Origin of the sequence: Lacrimispora amygdalina (assembly GCF_003432035.1) — a bacterium.
GTDB classification, from domain to species: domain Bacteria; phylum Bacillota; class Clostridia; order Lachnospirales; family Lachnospiraceae; genus Lacrimispora; species Lacrimispora amygdalina.
The window spans coordinates 1-14619 of record NZ_QOHO01000003.1 but is presented as its reverse complement, the minus strand read 5'-3'; the positions used below and the strand labels follow the sequence as shown (position 1 = coordinate 14619).

The following is a 14619-nucleotide window of genomic DNA, read 5'->3' as shown; positions in this document are numbered from 1 at the left end:
TCTCTCCTTTTATTTGCTGACTTGTACGATTACACAGCTGTTGGGCTCATTAACCTTCAGTTCTTTGCCGTTCATGATTAAAAGTCCTTTTTCGTAATCCACCGTAAAGAAGGTAATGCTTCCGGTCTCGTGGTTAATGGAAGCGATGTGCCTGTCATCCGGGAATACGCAGATATCTTTTGGATAGCTTCCGCTGATCGGCAGGCAGCATAAATAGGTCAACAGACCTGTCCGGGTATCACGGTCATATACCGTAACCGTATTATCTCCTGCATTTCCGCAAAACATGTGCTTTTCATCATTTGAGAAACGGAGGGCACTTGCTGCAGTCAGCTGTGTCAGCGGCTTGGGGCCAGTCGTCTTTATAGTCTGTATCTTTTCAATCTTTGGCTGGTGTACTCCCGTTTCATAGGTAAATACATCAATGACATTCTTAAGTTCATGAACCAGATAAAAGAACTTTCCATCCTGGCTGAACCGGAAACATCTTGGAGCGGACTCTAAATCGCTTCTTATGGCATCTACCAGAAGCATCTCTTCGTCCTTTTCATCAAAATGGTAGATCTTCACCTGATCGATTCCCAGATCGGCAACCATGATAAACTTTCCATCCGGAGTCCGCCTGGAACAGCTTACATGGGGGCGGAAATTTCTTTCTGCCACGCTGCCAAGTCCCTTATGGAACACTCCGGTCACAATCTCACCAACGGAACCATCGTCATTTAAACGGAGGACGGTGCACTTTCCATCATGATAGCCGGATACAAAAATATATCTGTCATCTTGATCCGTAGATAAATGACAGCCTCTCATACCCTTAATATTTGCAGAGTTTAGTCTTGTTATGGAACCGTTCTCATGAATGCGGAAGGATACCACGCCTTCATCTGCTATGGAATAAAGTGTCCTGCCATTGTTGGAAGCAATAACATAAGAAGAATTGTCTACTTCCACTTCACATCTTGGGATAAAACGGCCCTTTTCCACATCAACATCATACACAGTGATGCCCTTGGCCTGTCCATTGTAGGAATAGGAACCTACATACGCCATATATTTACCTGTCATAACACTTTTCCTCCTCGAATCTTCCTTGTATAAACTAGAAATATCATATCATAAGTTTCCCTGTTTGTTAAGGAAAAACTTCCTTAAAAACTATTGACATACATGGAAAAACAAGTATAATGTATCTTGCTGCGTGTTTATTATTACTAAACTTTATAGTTATATTTATCGTCAGTTAGTATTAGTAAACTTTCAGCTTAACATAATAAGAAGGAGGAGCACATGGATATCGGTACAAAATTAAAGGAACTGCGCGTTTTAAAAGGGCTGACTCAGGAAGAACTGGCTGACCGCGCGGAGCTCTCAAAGGGATTTATATCTCAGCTGGAAAGGGACTTAACTTCCCCCTCCATTGCGACTCTTATGGATATTTTACAGTGTCTGGGAACCTCCATCGGAGAATTTTTCAATGAAAGCCGGGAAGAGCAGATCGTATTCGGCAAAACTGATTATTTTGAAAAGCACGACGGGGATCTGAAAAACGAAATCAAATGGATCATTCCAAACGCACAGAAAAATATGATGGAGCCCATTTTACTGACCCTGGAATCAGGGGGACAGACTTATCCGGACAATCCTCATGAAGGAGAGGAATTCGGATATGTGCTGCAGGGAAGCGTCTCCATTCATATAGGAAACAAAACATATAAAGCAAAAAAGGGGGAATCCTTTTACTTTATACCAGATAAAAAACATTACTTAAGCAGCAAGGCAGGTGCTTCCTTAATCTGGGTAAGTTCACCTCCAAGCTTTTAACAGGAGGATAAAGCTCATGGGTCAGCCACTCATTGATTTACGAAATATATCAAAAAGCTTTGACGGAACTATGGTTCTTGATGATTTAAATCTCTCCGTAAAGGAGAACACCTTTGTTACATTACTGGGCCCAAGCGGCTGCGGAAAGACCACTACCCTGCGAATTATCGGAGGTTTTGAGAGCCCCAGCAAAGGCGAAGTCATCTTTGACGGGCAGAATATCACCAATCTGCCGCCTAATAAAAGGCAGCTGAACACGGTTTTTCAGAAGTATGCACTTTTCAACCATATGTCCATTGCGGAAAATATTGCATTCGGTTTGAAAATTAAGAATAAATCCAGATCCTATATTCAGGATAAGATTAAATACGCCTTAAAGCTGGTAAACTTAGATGGTTTTGAAAACCGCAGCGTCAGTTCCTTAAGCGGCGGACAACAGCAAAGAATCGCCATTGCAAGAGCCATCGTTAACGAACCCCGGGTCCTTCTGCTGGACGAACCTTTGGGTGCACTGGATTTAAAACTGCGTCAGGATATGCAGTATGAGCTGATCCGTTTAAAAAATGAGCTTGGCATTACCTTTATTTATGTTACCCATGACCAGGAAGAGGCACTGACTATGTCAGACACCATCGTCGTCATGAATCAGGGCTATATTCAGCAGATGGGATCTCCGGAAAATATCTATAATGAACCGGAGAATGCATTTGTAGCTGATTTCATTGGAGAAAGCAACATCGTGCCTGGAATTATGCTAAGAGATGAGCTGGTGGAAATATTCGGTGCTAAATTTACCTGTGTGGATAAGGGATTTGGATTCAACACTCCTGTCGATGTGGTAATCAGACCGGAAGACATCGACCTGGTTGCCCCGGAGAACGGAAGCCTTCAGGGAGTGGTGACACATTTAATATTTAAAGGTGTTCACTATGAAATGGAAGTGACTTCACCGGATGGCTTTGAATGGCTGGTACATAGTACGGACTTATTCCCGGTCGGACAAAAGGTGGGCATTCATGTCGATCCTTTTGATATCCAGATCATGAATAAGCCGGCTTCAGAGGATGAGGAGGCCGTGGGAGTCAATGAATAAGAAACTATTGTCCGGACCGTATCTTCTATGGATGATCGGGTTTATCCTGATACCCCTTGCACTGATTGTATTTTACGGACTGACTGACAAGAGCGGGGCTTTCACGCTTTCCAATGTTCTTTCTATTACCACGCAAGAACACGCAAAAGCACTGTGGCTTTCCCTGGGACTATCCCTTTTAAGTACGGTCTTATGCCTGCTTTTGGCTTATCCCCTCGCAATTGTCCTCCGCTCCAGAGGCATGGGACAGGGAAGTTTTATCGTATTTATCTTTATCCTTCCCATGTGGATGAATTTTCTTCTCCGCACACTTGCATGGCAGACGCTTCTGGAGAAGAATGGTGTGATTAACGGAATCTTATCCACACTCCATCTGCCAAACCAGGGACTGATCAACACACCGGGAGCCATTATTCTTGGTATGGTTTATAACTTTCTTCCATTTATGGTTCTTCCTATTTACAACGTGCTGATGAAAATCGATGACAATGTGATCAATGCTGCCAGGGATTTAGGTGCTAATTCTGCCCAGGTGCTCATTCGGATTCTCCTTCCTTTAAGCATACCTGGTATCGTAAGCGGCATTACCATGGTATTTGTTCCTGCCCTTACAACCTTCGTAATCTCTAATATATTAGGCGGAAGCAAGATTCTTTTAATCGGCAATGTAATCGAACAGGAATTTACGAAAGGGATCAACTGGAACTTAGGCTCCGGCCTTTCTCTGGTCCTTATGGTATTTATTTTAATCAGCATGGCACTGATTGCCAAGTATGATAAAAATGGGGAGGGAACGGTACTGTGATGAATCGAAAAACTGCTTTTATCAAACGTTTTATCCAGGATTTTTACCTGGTTTTTATCGTGTTGTTTTTGTATGCACCGATTGCTACCATGACAGTGCTGTCCTTTAATAATTCAAAATCACGCACCCAGTGGGGCGGTTTTACTACCAGATGGTATGCAGAGCTGTTCTCAAGCAGCACAATTATGGATGCACTTTACACAACCCTGCTGATTGCATTTGTCTCGTCTCTGATTGCAGTTATGATCGGAACAGCAGCAGCTATTGCAATCAACAGCATGAAGCCGTTTCCCCGCTCTTTTCTCATGGGCATCACCAACATTCCCATGCTGAACGCGGATATTGTGACGGGTATTTCCTTAATGCTGGCATTCATTGCTTTTGGAATTTCTCTGGGATTTAATACCATACTGATCGCACATATTACCTTTAACATTCCGTATGTCATATTAAGTGTCATGCCGAAGTTAAAGCAGACAGATAAAAGTACCTACGAGGCAGCCATGGACTTGGGAGCCACCTCAGTTTCCGCATTTTTCAAGGTAGTATTCCCGGACATTCTTCCAGGTGTACTTTCCGGATTCCTGCTGGCATTTACCATGTCTCTTGATGATTTTATTATCACTCACTTTACAAAGGGCGCCGGCATTAATACATTATCGACTTTAATTTACAGTGAAGTGCGAAGGGGAATCAAGCCTTCCATGTATGCACTTTCCACGATTATCTTTTTAACGGTGCTGGTTCTTCTTTTAATTACCAACTTTGCACCAAAGCGAAAAAAATAACAGGAGATCACGTATATGAAAAAAAGAGTACAAACGGTTATGACAATCAGCACCCTTGCCCTGCTTTCCATTTCCCTGTTAAGCGGCTGCGGGAAATCCCAGACTAAGGCAGGAAGCAACGGAGAGGTCTACGTTTACAACTGGGGAGAATACATTGACGAATCAGTCATTGAGGAATTTGAAAAAGAAACGGGCATTAAGGTTGTATATGACTTATTTGAAACCAATGAAGAGATGTACCCTGTTATTGAAGCAGGCGGTGTAAAGTACGATGCTGTCTGCCCTTCTGACTACATGATTCAGAAGATGGCACAGAACAACCTGCTTGCAGAAATTAATTTTGACAACATCCCAAACCTTAAGGAAATCGACCCCAAGTACTTAGAGATGTCAAAGAGCTTTGACCCGGAAAATAAATATTCCGTCCCCTACTGCTGGGGAACAGTAGGAATTCTTTACAATACCAGCATGGTGGCGAAAGAAGATGCTCCTTCCAAATGGTCCGATCTGTGGGATGAAAAATTCAAAGACAACATCCTGATGCAGGACAGTGTCCGGGATGCATTTATGGTAGCATTAAAATCACTGGGGTATTCCATGAATACCACCAATGAAGAAGAAATTAAAGAAGCGAAAGAGCTTTTAATTAAGCAGAAACCGCTGGTACAGGCTTATGTTATCGATCAGGTACGCGACAAGATGATCGGCGGCGAAGCGGCTGTGGGCGTAATCTATTCCGGTGAGATGCTCTACATTCAGAACGAAGTAAAGGAACTTGGCCTTGATTATTCACTTGAATATGTAATTCCGGAAGAGGGAACCAATCTATGGCTTGATTCCTGGGTAATTCCTGCCAATGCTCCCAACAAGGAAAATGCAGAAAAGTGGATCAACTTCTTATGCCGTCCGGATATTGCAAAGAAGAACTTTGAATACATCACTTACCCCACACCAAATAAAGGTGCTTTTGACCTTCTTGATCCGGAGATGAAAAATAATAAGGCTTTATTCCCAGATGACAGCGTGTTAAAGAACAGCGAAGTTTATCAATACCTGGGGGATCAGCCGGACAGTCTCTATAACGAAGCCTGGAAGGAAGTTAAGTCTAATTAATAATACCAGACGGAGGAGAAACACATGGTAGGAAATCTGGAACTTTTGCTGCGGCAGGTGGTCGATATGGCTATTCTTCTCTTTGAATTTATGGGAGTAATTGTCATCATTGTATCTGGTATAAAGGGTATCATCAACTATGTTAAGCACAATCCTGCCATACGTTTGCATCTTGCCCAGGGCATGGCACTTGGATTGGAATTTAAGCTTGGAAGTGAGATTTTAAGAACTGTAGTTGTACGGGAGCTTTCTGAGGTGGTTCTGGTTGCTGCCATCATAATTCTTAGGGCTGCACTCACGTTTTTGATCCATTGGGAGATTAAGGTGGAGAAAGAATCAGATAAATAAAATAAGCGGAATCTCTGTATGTTACGAATCAGAGATTCCGCTTTTATTAATAATTTGTTATAAGCACTTCAACCGTAACTGCATTCCGTTCTTTAAACTGATAATTACAGTTAGAGTAAGTTTTATCTATATAATGGATGCGGTACTTCCGGCTCCATTCAATCAAAAGCTCATTGGATAGTCCCTTATGGTAAAATACATTGGACAGAGCAAATCGGATTCCATTCTGATTCATTCTGTCAAGCAGGTCTAACAGCGCCCGTTCTTCCTTTTCCTTCCAGTCTTTAAATCCCCGGTTACCATCATTATAATTTCCAGTGGAAATCAAATAAGGCGGATCGCAGTAAACCAAATCTTCCGGCCCAAGTTTCGAATAATCCAGTTCCGTAAAATCCCTGTTGGTAAACTGAATATTCTTTTTCTGAAGCGCCAGGCAAAACTGTGTTAAATTCTTTTCGATATTGCTGTTAAAGGAACTTCGGTTTCTCCCAAAGGGAGAATTAAATTCGTGGCTGTTATTAAAGCGGATCTGGTGATTGAACGCATAACAGGTCAGAACAAAAAGCTTTGTTAAATCACCGGTTCGGTTGTAATCAGACCGAAGTGCATAGTAACCGTCTTTATTCTGCTGGGTCAGCTGGTAGGTGCTGATAATGCCTTTAATTCTTTCTAACAGTTCTCCCGTCTCAGTAGCCTGAAACATCTGAAACATCTCAATTAAATAATTAATCTGATCATTGCAGATAATCGTCTCAGCCTCTACATTAATCCCTACGTTAAACCCTCCTGCAAACACATCCACAAATGTGCGGATATCAGCCGGAAATGCCTGAAAAACAGGTTCCAGAATCTTAAACTTTCCTCCTGTATAATTTAGAGGACTTTTTATGTACATGGCGGCACCTGCTTTTCAATGTAAATCAAAAGTTCCTTTAAACGTTCGGTTTCTTTAACTTTCCGGCTTTTGTATCTACGGTAAGGGATCTCATAAACCTGATAGGTCTCCGGCTTTCCATATTTTTTCATGGCCGCTTCTATCTCTTCCATTGACATCAGTCCATCTGTACTGTAACTCAGTATGATATGGCGGTACCTGGCGTTAGAAAGCAATTCCTCAAAGGCAGGAACTGCCTTGTTTTTCATACAGAACTCTGACTTCTGTCCTTCTGTTTCCGGTCTTTGTCCTGTAACTCCACGCACGTTTGGATAATCATATCTGGCAGCTGTTTCCAGAACATGATAATTAGAAAAATACTGTCTGGAATTATAAGGGGGATCAATATAGAGTATATCACCTTCCAGCCGCTTTAATAAATCCGAACCATTCTCATTATAACAGCGGTTTTCCTTCCCATTGTGAGTGACCGGCAGCCGGTAAAGCTCATAATGCTTATAGCTTCTTCTCTCCCAGGACTTATGAAACGCGCCATAGGTTCCTGATGTATTGGAAACAAAGGGGATTCCCTCCACAATACATGCAACCAGATAAAAATACTCATCTTCACTTAACATTCCGGCTGTCTTCCAGTCCTCTGCAGTACAGCGTGCAAAATCGATACGTAGTGCATTGTCATCATTTAAATACATCCGGCCGCCCGCAGGTGCATATGTATTCTGAAAAAAACGCCGTTCCAAAGGCAATTCTTCCAATTCCTTCTTTTGTAACCCGTTAAAATAGTCCAGAGGATCTGCAATCCCTGTCTCTGCCTGCAAACGGGCAAACTCCGGCATCTGATCGTTCTCAACGGTTGCCCGCTGAAGCACATAAGAAAAGTACAGCAGGTCATTGGAACAGACCTGGTACCACTGTTTAAAATATCTGGCAACCGCAGCGGTTCCAGAAAATATATCACAAAAGCTTTCCGCTTCCGGTGCTTTCTCGTCAATTACACTCTTAATCTGATCCAGCAGCAGTGTCTTGCTTCCAATAAATCTCATTCTTTTCTTGCTCCCATTTCATTTTACCTGCCTATCATTATAATGTAAAATCATAAAAAACACAAGAAAAGATACACCTGCCAGTTACTGCTTTCTTAAGACTCCTTATTTTTCTGCTTTCTCAGTCTTTTTAACCTGTACATTTTTTCATCCGCTATCTTTAAGGCAGTCTCAGGCAGCAGATTCATTTCTTTTTTAATACAGATGATTCCATAGCTGACAGACATGGGGTAGCCTGACAAAATGCCAGAAAGATTCCGGTTTATTCCGGCCAGCCTTTTCTCAGCCTCACCTTCCGTTAATCCCCGGTAAAGGACCACAAATTCATCTCCGCCGAACCGGCAGACAAAATCACCCTTACCGGCAGACTCTTTTAATTCCTGAGATACACATTTTAAATATTTATCTCCATTTAAATGACCATACTGATCATTGATGGTTTTTAATCCATCTAAATCCACCATACACAAGGCAAATGAAGAATTATCCTTGATATACTCATCAATGGTACTGATACAGCATCTCCGGTTATTAAGCCCCGTCAGTTCATCCTTATATGCCATCACTTCCAGATAGGCTTCTGTTTCTTTCTGATAAGTCACATCTGTGATCAGATGAATGACCGCTTTCGTATTTTCCCACTTCAGCGGATGGGATTCCACCTGAAAAAATTTCTCTCTGCTGCATTTAAACTCATATTTATGTATATCTGTTATTTCTTCTGATGACCGAAGCCGTTCCATCAGTCCACACGTCTCTCCGCAGATAAAATGCCCGTTTTCCTGATTATAGAGACGCTTTCTGACCAGATTGTTGGTATAAAGGACTTTACCTGTCTTTTCCTCCGTTACAACAACCCAGTCCTTTAAGCTGTTAATTATGGACAAAAGCAGGGAACTGAATCCCCTGCTTCTAACCGCCTGCTCTATCAGCTTATTCTCTCTTACTTTCATTTCCTTCATGCATCTGGAAAGACAGGATATTGTCTCCTGCAGTTCCTTATATACTGGCGCTTCTCCTTCCAGTTCTCCTACCGCCGGTTTGTTTAACATAATACTCCGAATCTGTTCAAGAAGAACATAGGCATCTTTTTCCGTCATTTACTACACCTTCAATCATGAGTTGACACTTGTTTTAAGCACGGTATTTGCCAGAAAATGCAGAGCAAATGCCTTTTTCATTGATGATCTTTTCATAGTTATGTACCGGATTTACACCGGCCCCCCCCTTTCTTTGTTACAAAATGCAGTTATAACCTTCTTATTTTCGATTAAAATAACTTATTTTTATAAGTTTTCTTATATTTGGTGATAAAAAGGTGTACCTTTTCAGCATTACAATATGCTTGTTAAATGAGTAAAATCAACCATAATATATTATAATAAAAATTCCGACATATTTCAACAAAAAAATAACAGAAAGGGCTTTTTTGATGTTGATATAGAAAGGTACACCTTTTTAGCATTACAATATGCTTGTCTCATTTTAAAATCGACCCTTTCTGCCATAATAAGAAGGTCAGGAGGTTAAAGAACAATATGAATAATTTTTATGGTTACGTAAGAGTATCCACACTGGACCAAAATGTGGAACGGCAGCTGATTGAGCTGATTAAATGGGGAGTTTTAGAGAAAAACATCTACTGTGATAAATTATCGGGAAAAGATTTCAACCGGCCTCAGTATCAGAAGCTGAAGCGAAAACTAAAAGAGGGTGATGTACTGGTGGTCAAGAGCCTGGACCGTCTTGGAAGAAACTATGAAGATATACAACAAGAATGGAGAGACATAGTTAAAATGACAAAGGCAGATATTGTAATTATTGACATGCCGATTCTTGACACACGGACAAATAAGGATTTAATAGGAACTTTGATATCTGACATTGTCCTACAGCTGCTTTCATATGTAGCTCAGGCAGAGACAGGCAGAAGGAATTGCCATAGCAAAAGCAAACGGCAAACATCTGGGAAGATATCCTTCCCCCCTTCCTGATGAATTCTTCCCGGTATATGAAAAATGGCTGAACCGGGACTATTCTTTGCGGACCGGCAGCGAAGTCCTGGGAATCACTATCAGCCAGTTTAGGACTATGATAAAAAAGCACGAAAAAGGTTTGGATAACCTGACTTGAAAATACCAGGCTGTTTGTGTTATAATAAACAGATACTAAAAGAACTATTGAAAGAAGGTGCTGTTACGAAAATACAGGAATCTGCTGAAAATTATCTGGAAGCAATCTTGATGCTTCACAGACGCAACGGATATGTCCGCTCAATCGATATAGCGGGAGAATTGGAGTTTTCTAAGCCCAGCGTCAGTGTGGCTATGAAGAATCTGCGGGAGAATGGTTTCATCGATATGGATGAAAATGGACATATTACACTGCTGGAAAAAGGTCAGGAAATCGCAGAACGGATTTACGAGCGCCACACCTTCCTTTCCGACTGGCTTATGGCTCTTGGCGTTGAGCGCAGGATCGCCCTGGAGGATGCCTGCCGGATTGAGCATGTGATCAGTGCAGAAAGCTTTGCAGCAATTAAAGCCTTTGTAAACGGCAGAGAAAAAGAATAACGGTTAAGCAGCATGGAAATGAGAGGATTTTATTAGTACTCCCCGCATTTCCAATGCTGCTTATTTATTTCACACTCCACTTTAATAAAAACGCCGAGTTAATAATCACTGCTAAAGATCCTGCATTATGTACCAGAGCTCCCACTACCGGATTTAACACTCCGGTTACTGCAAGAATAATTGCCGCAAAGTTCAGCAGCATGGAAAACCCCAGATTATAATGGATCGTCCTCATCATTTTTTTAGAAAGGGAAAGCAGATGCGGAATTTCCTTTATCTCGTCACTCACAAGAGCAATATCTGCTGCTTCCACTGCTATATCGCTTCCGATTCCGCCCATGGCGATTCCAATAAAAGCCCGTTTTAAAGCAGGAGCATCATTTATACCATCTCCAATCATACAGACCCGGTTCTGATCTCCCTCACAGGTATTAATCCAGCTCAGTTTATCCTCAGGCAGGCACTCTGCATGAACTTCCATAATCCCAAGCTGTCCGGCAATATGCATGGCTGCGCTTTTGTGATCACCTGTCAGAAGCACAGGCGCTGCTCCGATTTCCGTTATCTGTTTGATTACCTCACCGGCCTCCTCTCTGAGCGTATCGGATAATGCAAGGAAGCCAGCCGGATTCCTGTCCACAGACAGATAGATGACAGTACAGCCCTGTTGAAGATAAGATTCTGCCTTTCCTCTGTGCTGCCCGTCTAATTCAATCCCGTTTTCCCACAGCAGTTCCCGATTCCCAGCCAGAATTTCCTTTCCCATAACGACTGACTTAACTCCCCGTCCCGGAATCATCTCAAATTCCTCTGCAGACATGATATCTTCTTTCTTTTCCTCTTTGAACGAACGAAGAACCGCTTTTCCCAGGGGATGCTCAGAGCGGGCTTCCGCACCTGCAGCAAGTGCAAATATTTTCTCTCCCCCATACTCTTTCATAAAACTGACTGCAGCCACTACTTTTGGAGTGCCATAGGTTAAGGTACCGGTTTTATCAAAGGTCAGTTTACTGACTGCAGACAGGCGTTCTAATGCATCTCCCTCTCTGACCAGAAATCCATGCTTTGTGGCATTGCCGATTGCTGCCATAATAGCCGCAGGGGTAGCGAGAACAAGCGCACATGGACAAAATACAACCAGTATGGTAACTGCACGCATTGGCTCCCCTGTAAAAAACCAGGTCAGTACAGCAGAAATCATGGCTGCTGCCACAATCCACGTAGCCCATCGGTCTGCGATGCCTACTATTTTCGCTTTTCCTGCATCTGCCGACTGAACCAGACGTATCATTCTTTGTATGGAACTATCCTCTCCTACCCTGGACGCCTCCATGTCAAAGGAACCAAACTGATTGACTGTACCGCTGGAAACTTCATCTCCCGGACCCTTATCAGCAGGAAGGGATTCACCTGTCATAACAGCCTGATTCACAGAGGTTCTGCCAGATTTAATGACCCCGTCAGCAGGAACCGTCTCTCCCGGAAGCACTCTCAGAAGATCTCCTTTGAGAACCTCTGCCGCCGGTATAATGGTTTCCTTGGATCCTTCCAGCCGCCTTGCTGTGCGGGGCGTTAAATGAACCAGTTTTTCAATCCCCTCTCTCGCTTTTTTCACAGTAAACTCTTCCAGAAATGCCCCCAGCTGCATGATAAAGGCGATTTCTCCGGCAGCAAATATTTCTCCTGTTACAATAGAAGCAATCAGAGCAATGGATACCAGCACATCAGCTTTGATATCAAACTCAGTGATTAAACCAATAAACGCCTCCAAAATGATAGGAATTCCACAAAGAAGAACTGCAGCCCACGCTGGATCAAAGGAAACCGGGGCCAGATGAAAAAAGCTGATAATAAGTGCAAGTGCGGAAACTGCCAGACTTGCTTTTTCCTTTAAAGGACCTCCCCATTCCAGAATCTCTTTTAATTTAACCATAATCTTCCTCCATGTATACCTATAGGGGTATATGTATTTACTCGTCAAATATACCCCCATGGGTATTAATTGTCAAGTAAAACTGAACTAACACATAGTTTTTTCTCTCAGATTGAAAAAACTATACTTTATGCTATACTGGGACTATCTGAGAAAAATATAGCTGTCAATCAAAAATAATATCTGCCAGAAATAACACCGCTCCGCACAAATTGTCAGGCGGCTAAAATTATTTTCCCGTATTATAGGTTCTATACGAACTATCACATAAAACTAAAAACTCACAGGCGGGGAAAGATCATGAACAATGCTATTATGAATTTAGAGAACTTAATTAAAACGGATTATGATAATATTGCAGGTATTGTTGTACAAAGAAAGGGTGAAATCGTTTATGAACGATATTTTGATGGTTTCGCCTCTAATGATACCATTCATACTATGTCGGTGACAAAAAGTATCATATCGGCACTGACAGGCATTGCTATAGATAAAGGCTATATCAAAAGCCCGGATCAGAAGGTTTTGGAATTTTTTCCTGAATACAAACTTAAGCGGGGAGAAAAAACGATACAACATGTTACCATAGAAAATATGCTTACTATGACAGCACCGTATAAGTATAAATCAGAGCCTTACACAAAGGTATATACCAGTGATGACTGGACAAAAGCTGCCCTGGATTTACTAGGAGGCAAAGCTGGTATCACCAGGGAATTTAAATATTCCACTGTAGGAACACAGATTTTATCAGGGATCATTACAAATGCTACAGGCAGACCAGTGTCCGATTTTGCAGCGCAGTATTTGTTTAATCCTCTTGGCATAAAAGCTCCTGGCAATACCAGAATAAGCAATAAAGAGGAACATTTTGCCTTCTTAAAGGACAGACATGTTAGCGGCTGGGCTGTAGATCCAAAGGGCGTGAATACGGCTGGCTGGGGGCTTTGCCTGACGCCCCGGGATATGGCAAAAATCGGGCAGCTATATTTAAACAACGGAATTTATGAAGGCCGGAAGATCCTACCCAGTAAATGGATTGCGGACAGCACAAAGGAAAAAAGCCGATGGGGAGAACTGCCTTATGGTTATTTATGGTGGATTGCTGATTATGATGGATACCACTGTTACGCAGCGATTGGTGACGGAGGGAACTTTATATTTGTCAACCAGGATAAAAGCATTGTTGTCGCCATAGCATCCCGGTTTGTGCCGAAATACAAAGTTAAAATTGAACTGGTTACCAGGGAGATTATTCCCTTGTTTGAATAAAACCGTAACATTATCAGAAATCAGGCTGGAGGTAAAGTAAGATGGATTGGATCAGCGGAATACAAAAGGCAGTGGATTACGTGGAAGAACATATCACCATGGATCTGGATTTTAGTGAGATTGCAAAACAGGCTTATTCATCAGGCTTTCATTTTCAGCGTGTATTTGGAATTCTCTGCGGATTCACGCTGGGAGACTATATCCGTATGCGGAGACTTACTCTTGCAGGCCTGGAGCTGGCGGCAACAAACACCCGGATTCTGGATATTGCTGTAAAATATGGCTACGACACTCAGGAAAGCTTTAGCCGCGCTTTTACGCGTTTTCATGGCGTATCTCCTTCTCAGGCGCGAAACGGAGCCGGTTTAAAATCTTTTTCCCGTCTTTCTGTAAAACTGATACTGGCAGGTGCCAATGTGACCAATTACAGAATTGAAAAGAGAGAAGGCTTTCAAATGATTGGCAGACCTCTGCGCGTGTCCGGTAAAAAGGAACTGACCTCTGACAGAATATCTGATTTCTGGCATCAGTGCCGCATGGATGGAACAATTACGGAACTGTCCAGATACATTTCTGAAGCTAATATATTTGGTGAAAGCATTGCCGGGGCGGGCTTTGGCAAGGATGCCTCTGATTCCAACTTCCCCTATGCCATTGGTGTTCATTATAATGGCATTCCAGCTGCTAAAAAAGATCTGATAGTATGGGAAATACCAGCCCATACTTACGCTGTGTTCCCATGCATTGGTTCAATGCCGGAAGCATTTACCAGGCTGTATCAGCAAATTTACAGCGAATTTTTTCCTACCAGCGACTATCAGCCCTGCGGCGGTACGGACTTTGAAGCCTATCCGTCAGCTGATGTGAAGAATCCTGGTTTTACCTGTGAGATATGGGTTGCTGTAGAAAAGAAAATCATGACCACCGGCTTA

At 42.4% G+C, this 14619-nt stretch carries 15 protein-coding genes; 10 read left to right on the top strand and 5 right to left on the bottom strand.

Features of this window, described 5'->3' with window-relative positions; translation table 11 throughout:
• Window positions 1–9: 9 nt before the first annotated feature.
• Window positions 10–1068: a lactonase family protein gene (locus DS742_RS00700; RefSeq protein ID WP_117415121.1), complete on the bottom strand. Its 1059-nt coding sequence runs from the start codon at window positions 1066–1068 to the stop codon at window positions 10–12.
• Window positions 1069–1290: 222 nt separating this feature from the next.
• Here DS742_RS00700 and DS742_RS00695 point away from each other — a divergent pair, with 222 nt between their 5' ends.
• The 6 genes from DS742_RS00695 to DS742_RS00675 are packed head-to-tail and all read left to right on the top strand — an operon-like array spanning window position 1291 to window position 5971.
• Entirely contained in the window at window positions 1291–1824 is a 534-nt protein-coding gene (locus DS742_RS00695) for a helix-turn-helix domain-containing protein (protein ID WP_117415120.1), read from the top strand.
• Window positions 1825–1840: 16 nt separating this feature from the next.
• The gene (locus DS742_RS00690) at window positions 1841–2917 is read left to right on the top strand and encodes an ABC transporter ATP-binding protein (RefSeq protein WP_117415119.1); all 1077 of its coding nucleotides are present in this window, start codon (window positions 1841–1843) and stop codon (window positions 2915–2917) included.
• Window positions 2910–3722, top strand: a complete 813-nt coding sequence (locus DS742_RS00685; protein WP_117415118.1) for an ABC transporter permease — start codon at window positions 2910–2912, stop codon at window positions 3720–3722. The genes DS742_RS00690 and DS742_RS00685 overlap by 8 nt, the downstream gene beginning before the upstream one ends.
• Window positions 3722–4510 carry an ABC transporter permease gene (locus tag DS742_RS29335; RefSeq protein ID WP_242996351.1) on the top strand — a complete coding sequence of 263 codons (789 nt, stop codon included), beginning with the start codon at window positions 3722–3724 and terminating at the stop codon, window positions 4508–4510. The genes DS742_RS00685 and DS742_RS29335 overlap by 1 nt, the downstream gene beginning before the upstream one ends.
• Window positions 4511–4525: 15 nt before the next feature.
• Entirely contained in the window at window positions 4526–5623 is a 1098-nt protein-coding gene (locus DS742_RS29330) for an ABC transporter substrate-binding protein (RefSeq protein WP_242996347.1), read from the top strand.
• A 24-nt stretch (window positions 5624–5647) separates the two neighbouring features.
• Window positions 5648–5971 carry a DUF1622 domain-containing protein gene (locus DS742_RS00675; protein WP_117415117.1) on the top strand — a complete coding sequence of 108 codons (324 nt, stop codon included), beginning with the start codon at window positions 5648–5650 and terminating at the stop codon, window positions 5969–5971.
• A 46-nt stretch (window positions 5972–6017) separates the two neighbouring features.
• Here DS742_RS00675 and DS742_RS00670 read toward each other — a convergent pair whose 3' ends face one another.
• From DS742_RS00670 to DS742_RS00660, 3 genes are all read right to left on the bottom strand, one after another.
• Window positions 6018–6866 carry a DNA adenine methylase gene (locus DS742_RS00670; protein WP_117415116.1) on the bottom strand — a complete coding sequence of 283 codons (849 nt, stop codon included), beginning with the start codon at window positions 6864–6866 and terminating at the stop codon, window positions 6018–6020.
• The gene (locus DS742_RS00665; RefSeq protein ID WP_117415115.1) at window positions 6857–7909 is read right to left on the bottom strand and encodes a DNA adenine methylase; all 1053 of its coding nucleotides are present in this window, start codon (window positions 7907–7909) and stop codon (window positions 6857–6859) included. Before DS742_RS00665 ends, DS742_RS00670 begins: the two co-directional genes overlap by 10 nt.
• A gap of 95 nt (window positions 7910–8004) precedes the next feature.
• Window positions 8005–9009 carry a GGDEF domain-containing protein gene (locus DS742_RS00660; protein WP_117415114.1) on the bottom strand — a complete coding sequence of 335 codons (1005 nt, stop codon included), beginning with the start codon at window positions 9007–9009 and terminating at the stop codon, window positions 8005–8007.
• Window positions 9010–9447: 438 nt separating this feature from the next.
• Between DS742_RS00660 and DS742_RS00655 the strand changes: the two genes are divergently transcribed.
• Together DS742_RS00655 and DS742_RS00650 are read left to right on the top strand one after the other, a co-directional pair.
• Complete coding sequence (locus tag DS742_RS00655) at window positions 9448–9903, top strand: recombinase family protein (protein WP_341457583.1); 456 nt, start codon at window positions 9448–9450, stop codon at window positions 9901–9903.
• 186 nt (window positions 9904–10089) lie between these two features.
• Window positions 10090–10482: a metal-dependent transcriptional regulator gene (locus DS742_RS00650; protein WP_341457585.1), complete on the top strand. Its 393-nt coding sequence runs from the start codon at window positions 10090–10092 to the stop codon at window positions 10480–10482.
• 64 nt (window positions 10483–10546) lie between these two features.
• Here the strand turns inward: DS742_RS00650 and DS742_RS00645 are convergent, their stop codons facing one another.
• Complete coding sequence (locus tag DS742_RS00645; protein WP_117415113.1) at window positions 10547–12415, bottom strand: heavy metal translocating P-type ATPase; 1869 nt, start codon at window positions 12413–12415, stop codon at window positions 10547–10549.
• A gap of 300 nt (window positions 12416–12715) precedes the next feature.
• Here DS742_RS00645 and DS742_RS00640 point away from each other — a divergent pair, with 300 nt between their 5' ends.
• Together DS742_RS00640 and DS742_RS00635 are read left to right on the top strand one after the other, a co-directional pair.
• Window positions 12716–13687, top strand: coding sequence for a serine hydrolase domain-containing protein (locus tag DS742_RS00640; RefSeq protein ID WP_117415112.1), 972 nt, complete (start codon window positions 12716–12718; stop codon window positions 13685–13687).
• A 41-nt stretch (window positions 13688–13728) separates the two neighbouring features.
• Window positions 13729–14619 (top strand): effector binding domain-containing protein (locus DS742_RS00635; RefSeq protein WP_117415111.1); only part of this gene is annotated, 891 nt, incomplete at its 3' end.

Bases quoted from the DNA above. Each gene is read 5' to 3' on its own strand.
- DS742_RS00700 (WP_117415121.1), bottom strand. From the start codon at position 1,068: ATGACAGGTAAATATATGGCGTATGTAGGTTCCTATTCCTACAATGGA.
- DS742_RS00695 (WP_117415120.1), top strand. From the start codon at position 1,291: ATGGATATCGGTACAAAATTAAAGGAACTGCGCGTTTTAAAAGGGCTG.
- DS742_RS00690 (WP_117415119.1), top strand. From the start codon at position 1,841: ATGGGTCAGCCACTCATTGATTTACGAAATATATCAAAAAGCTTTGAC.
- DS742_RS00685 (WP_117415118.1), top strand. From the start codon at position 2,910: ATGAATAAGAAACTATTGTCCGGACCGTATCTTCTATGGATGATCGGG.
- DS742_RS29335 (WP_242996351.1), top strand. From the start codon at position 3,722: ATGAATCGAAAAACTGCTTTTATCAAACGTTTTATCCAGGATTTTTAC.
- DS742_RS29330 (WP_242996347.1), top strand. From the start codon at position 4,526: ATGAAAAAAAGAGTACAAACGGTTATGACAATCAGCACCCTTGCCCTG.
- DS742_RS00675 (WP_117415117.1), top strand. From the start codon at position 5,648: ATGGTAGGAAATCTGGAACTTTTGCTGCGGCAGGTGGTCGATATGGCT.
- DS742_RS00670 (WP_117415116.1), bottom strand. From the start codon at position 6,866: ATGTACATAAAAAGTCCTCTAAATTATACAGGAGGAAAGTTTAAGATT.
- DS742_RS00665 (WP_117415115.1), bottom strand. From the start codon at position 7,909: ATGAGATTTATTGGAAGCAAGACACTGCTGCTGGATCAGATTAAGAGT.
- DS742_RS00660 (WP_117415114.1), bottom strand. From the start codon at position 9,009: ATGACGGAAAAAGATGCCTATGTTCTTCTTGAACAGATTCGGAGTATT.
- DS742_RS00655 (WP_341457583.1), top strand. From the start codon at position 9,448: ATGAATAATTTTTATGGTTACGTAAGAGTATCCACACTGGACCAAAAT.
- DS742_RS00645 (WP_117415113.1), bottom strand. From the start codon at position 12,415: ATGGTTAAATTAAAAGAGATTCTGGAATGGGGAGGTCCTTTAAAGGAA.
- DS742_RS00640 (WP_117415112.1), top strand. From the start codon at position 12,716: ATGAACAATGCTATTATGAATTTAGAGAACTTAATTAAAACGGATTAT.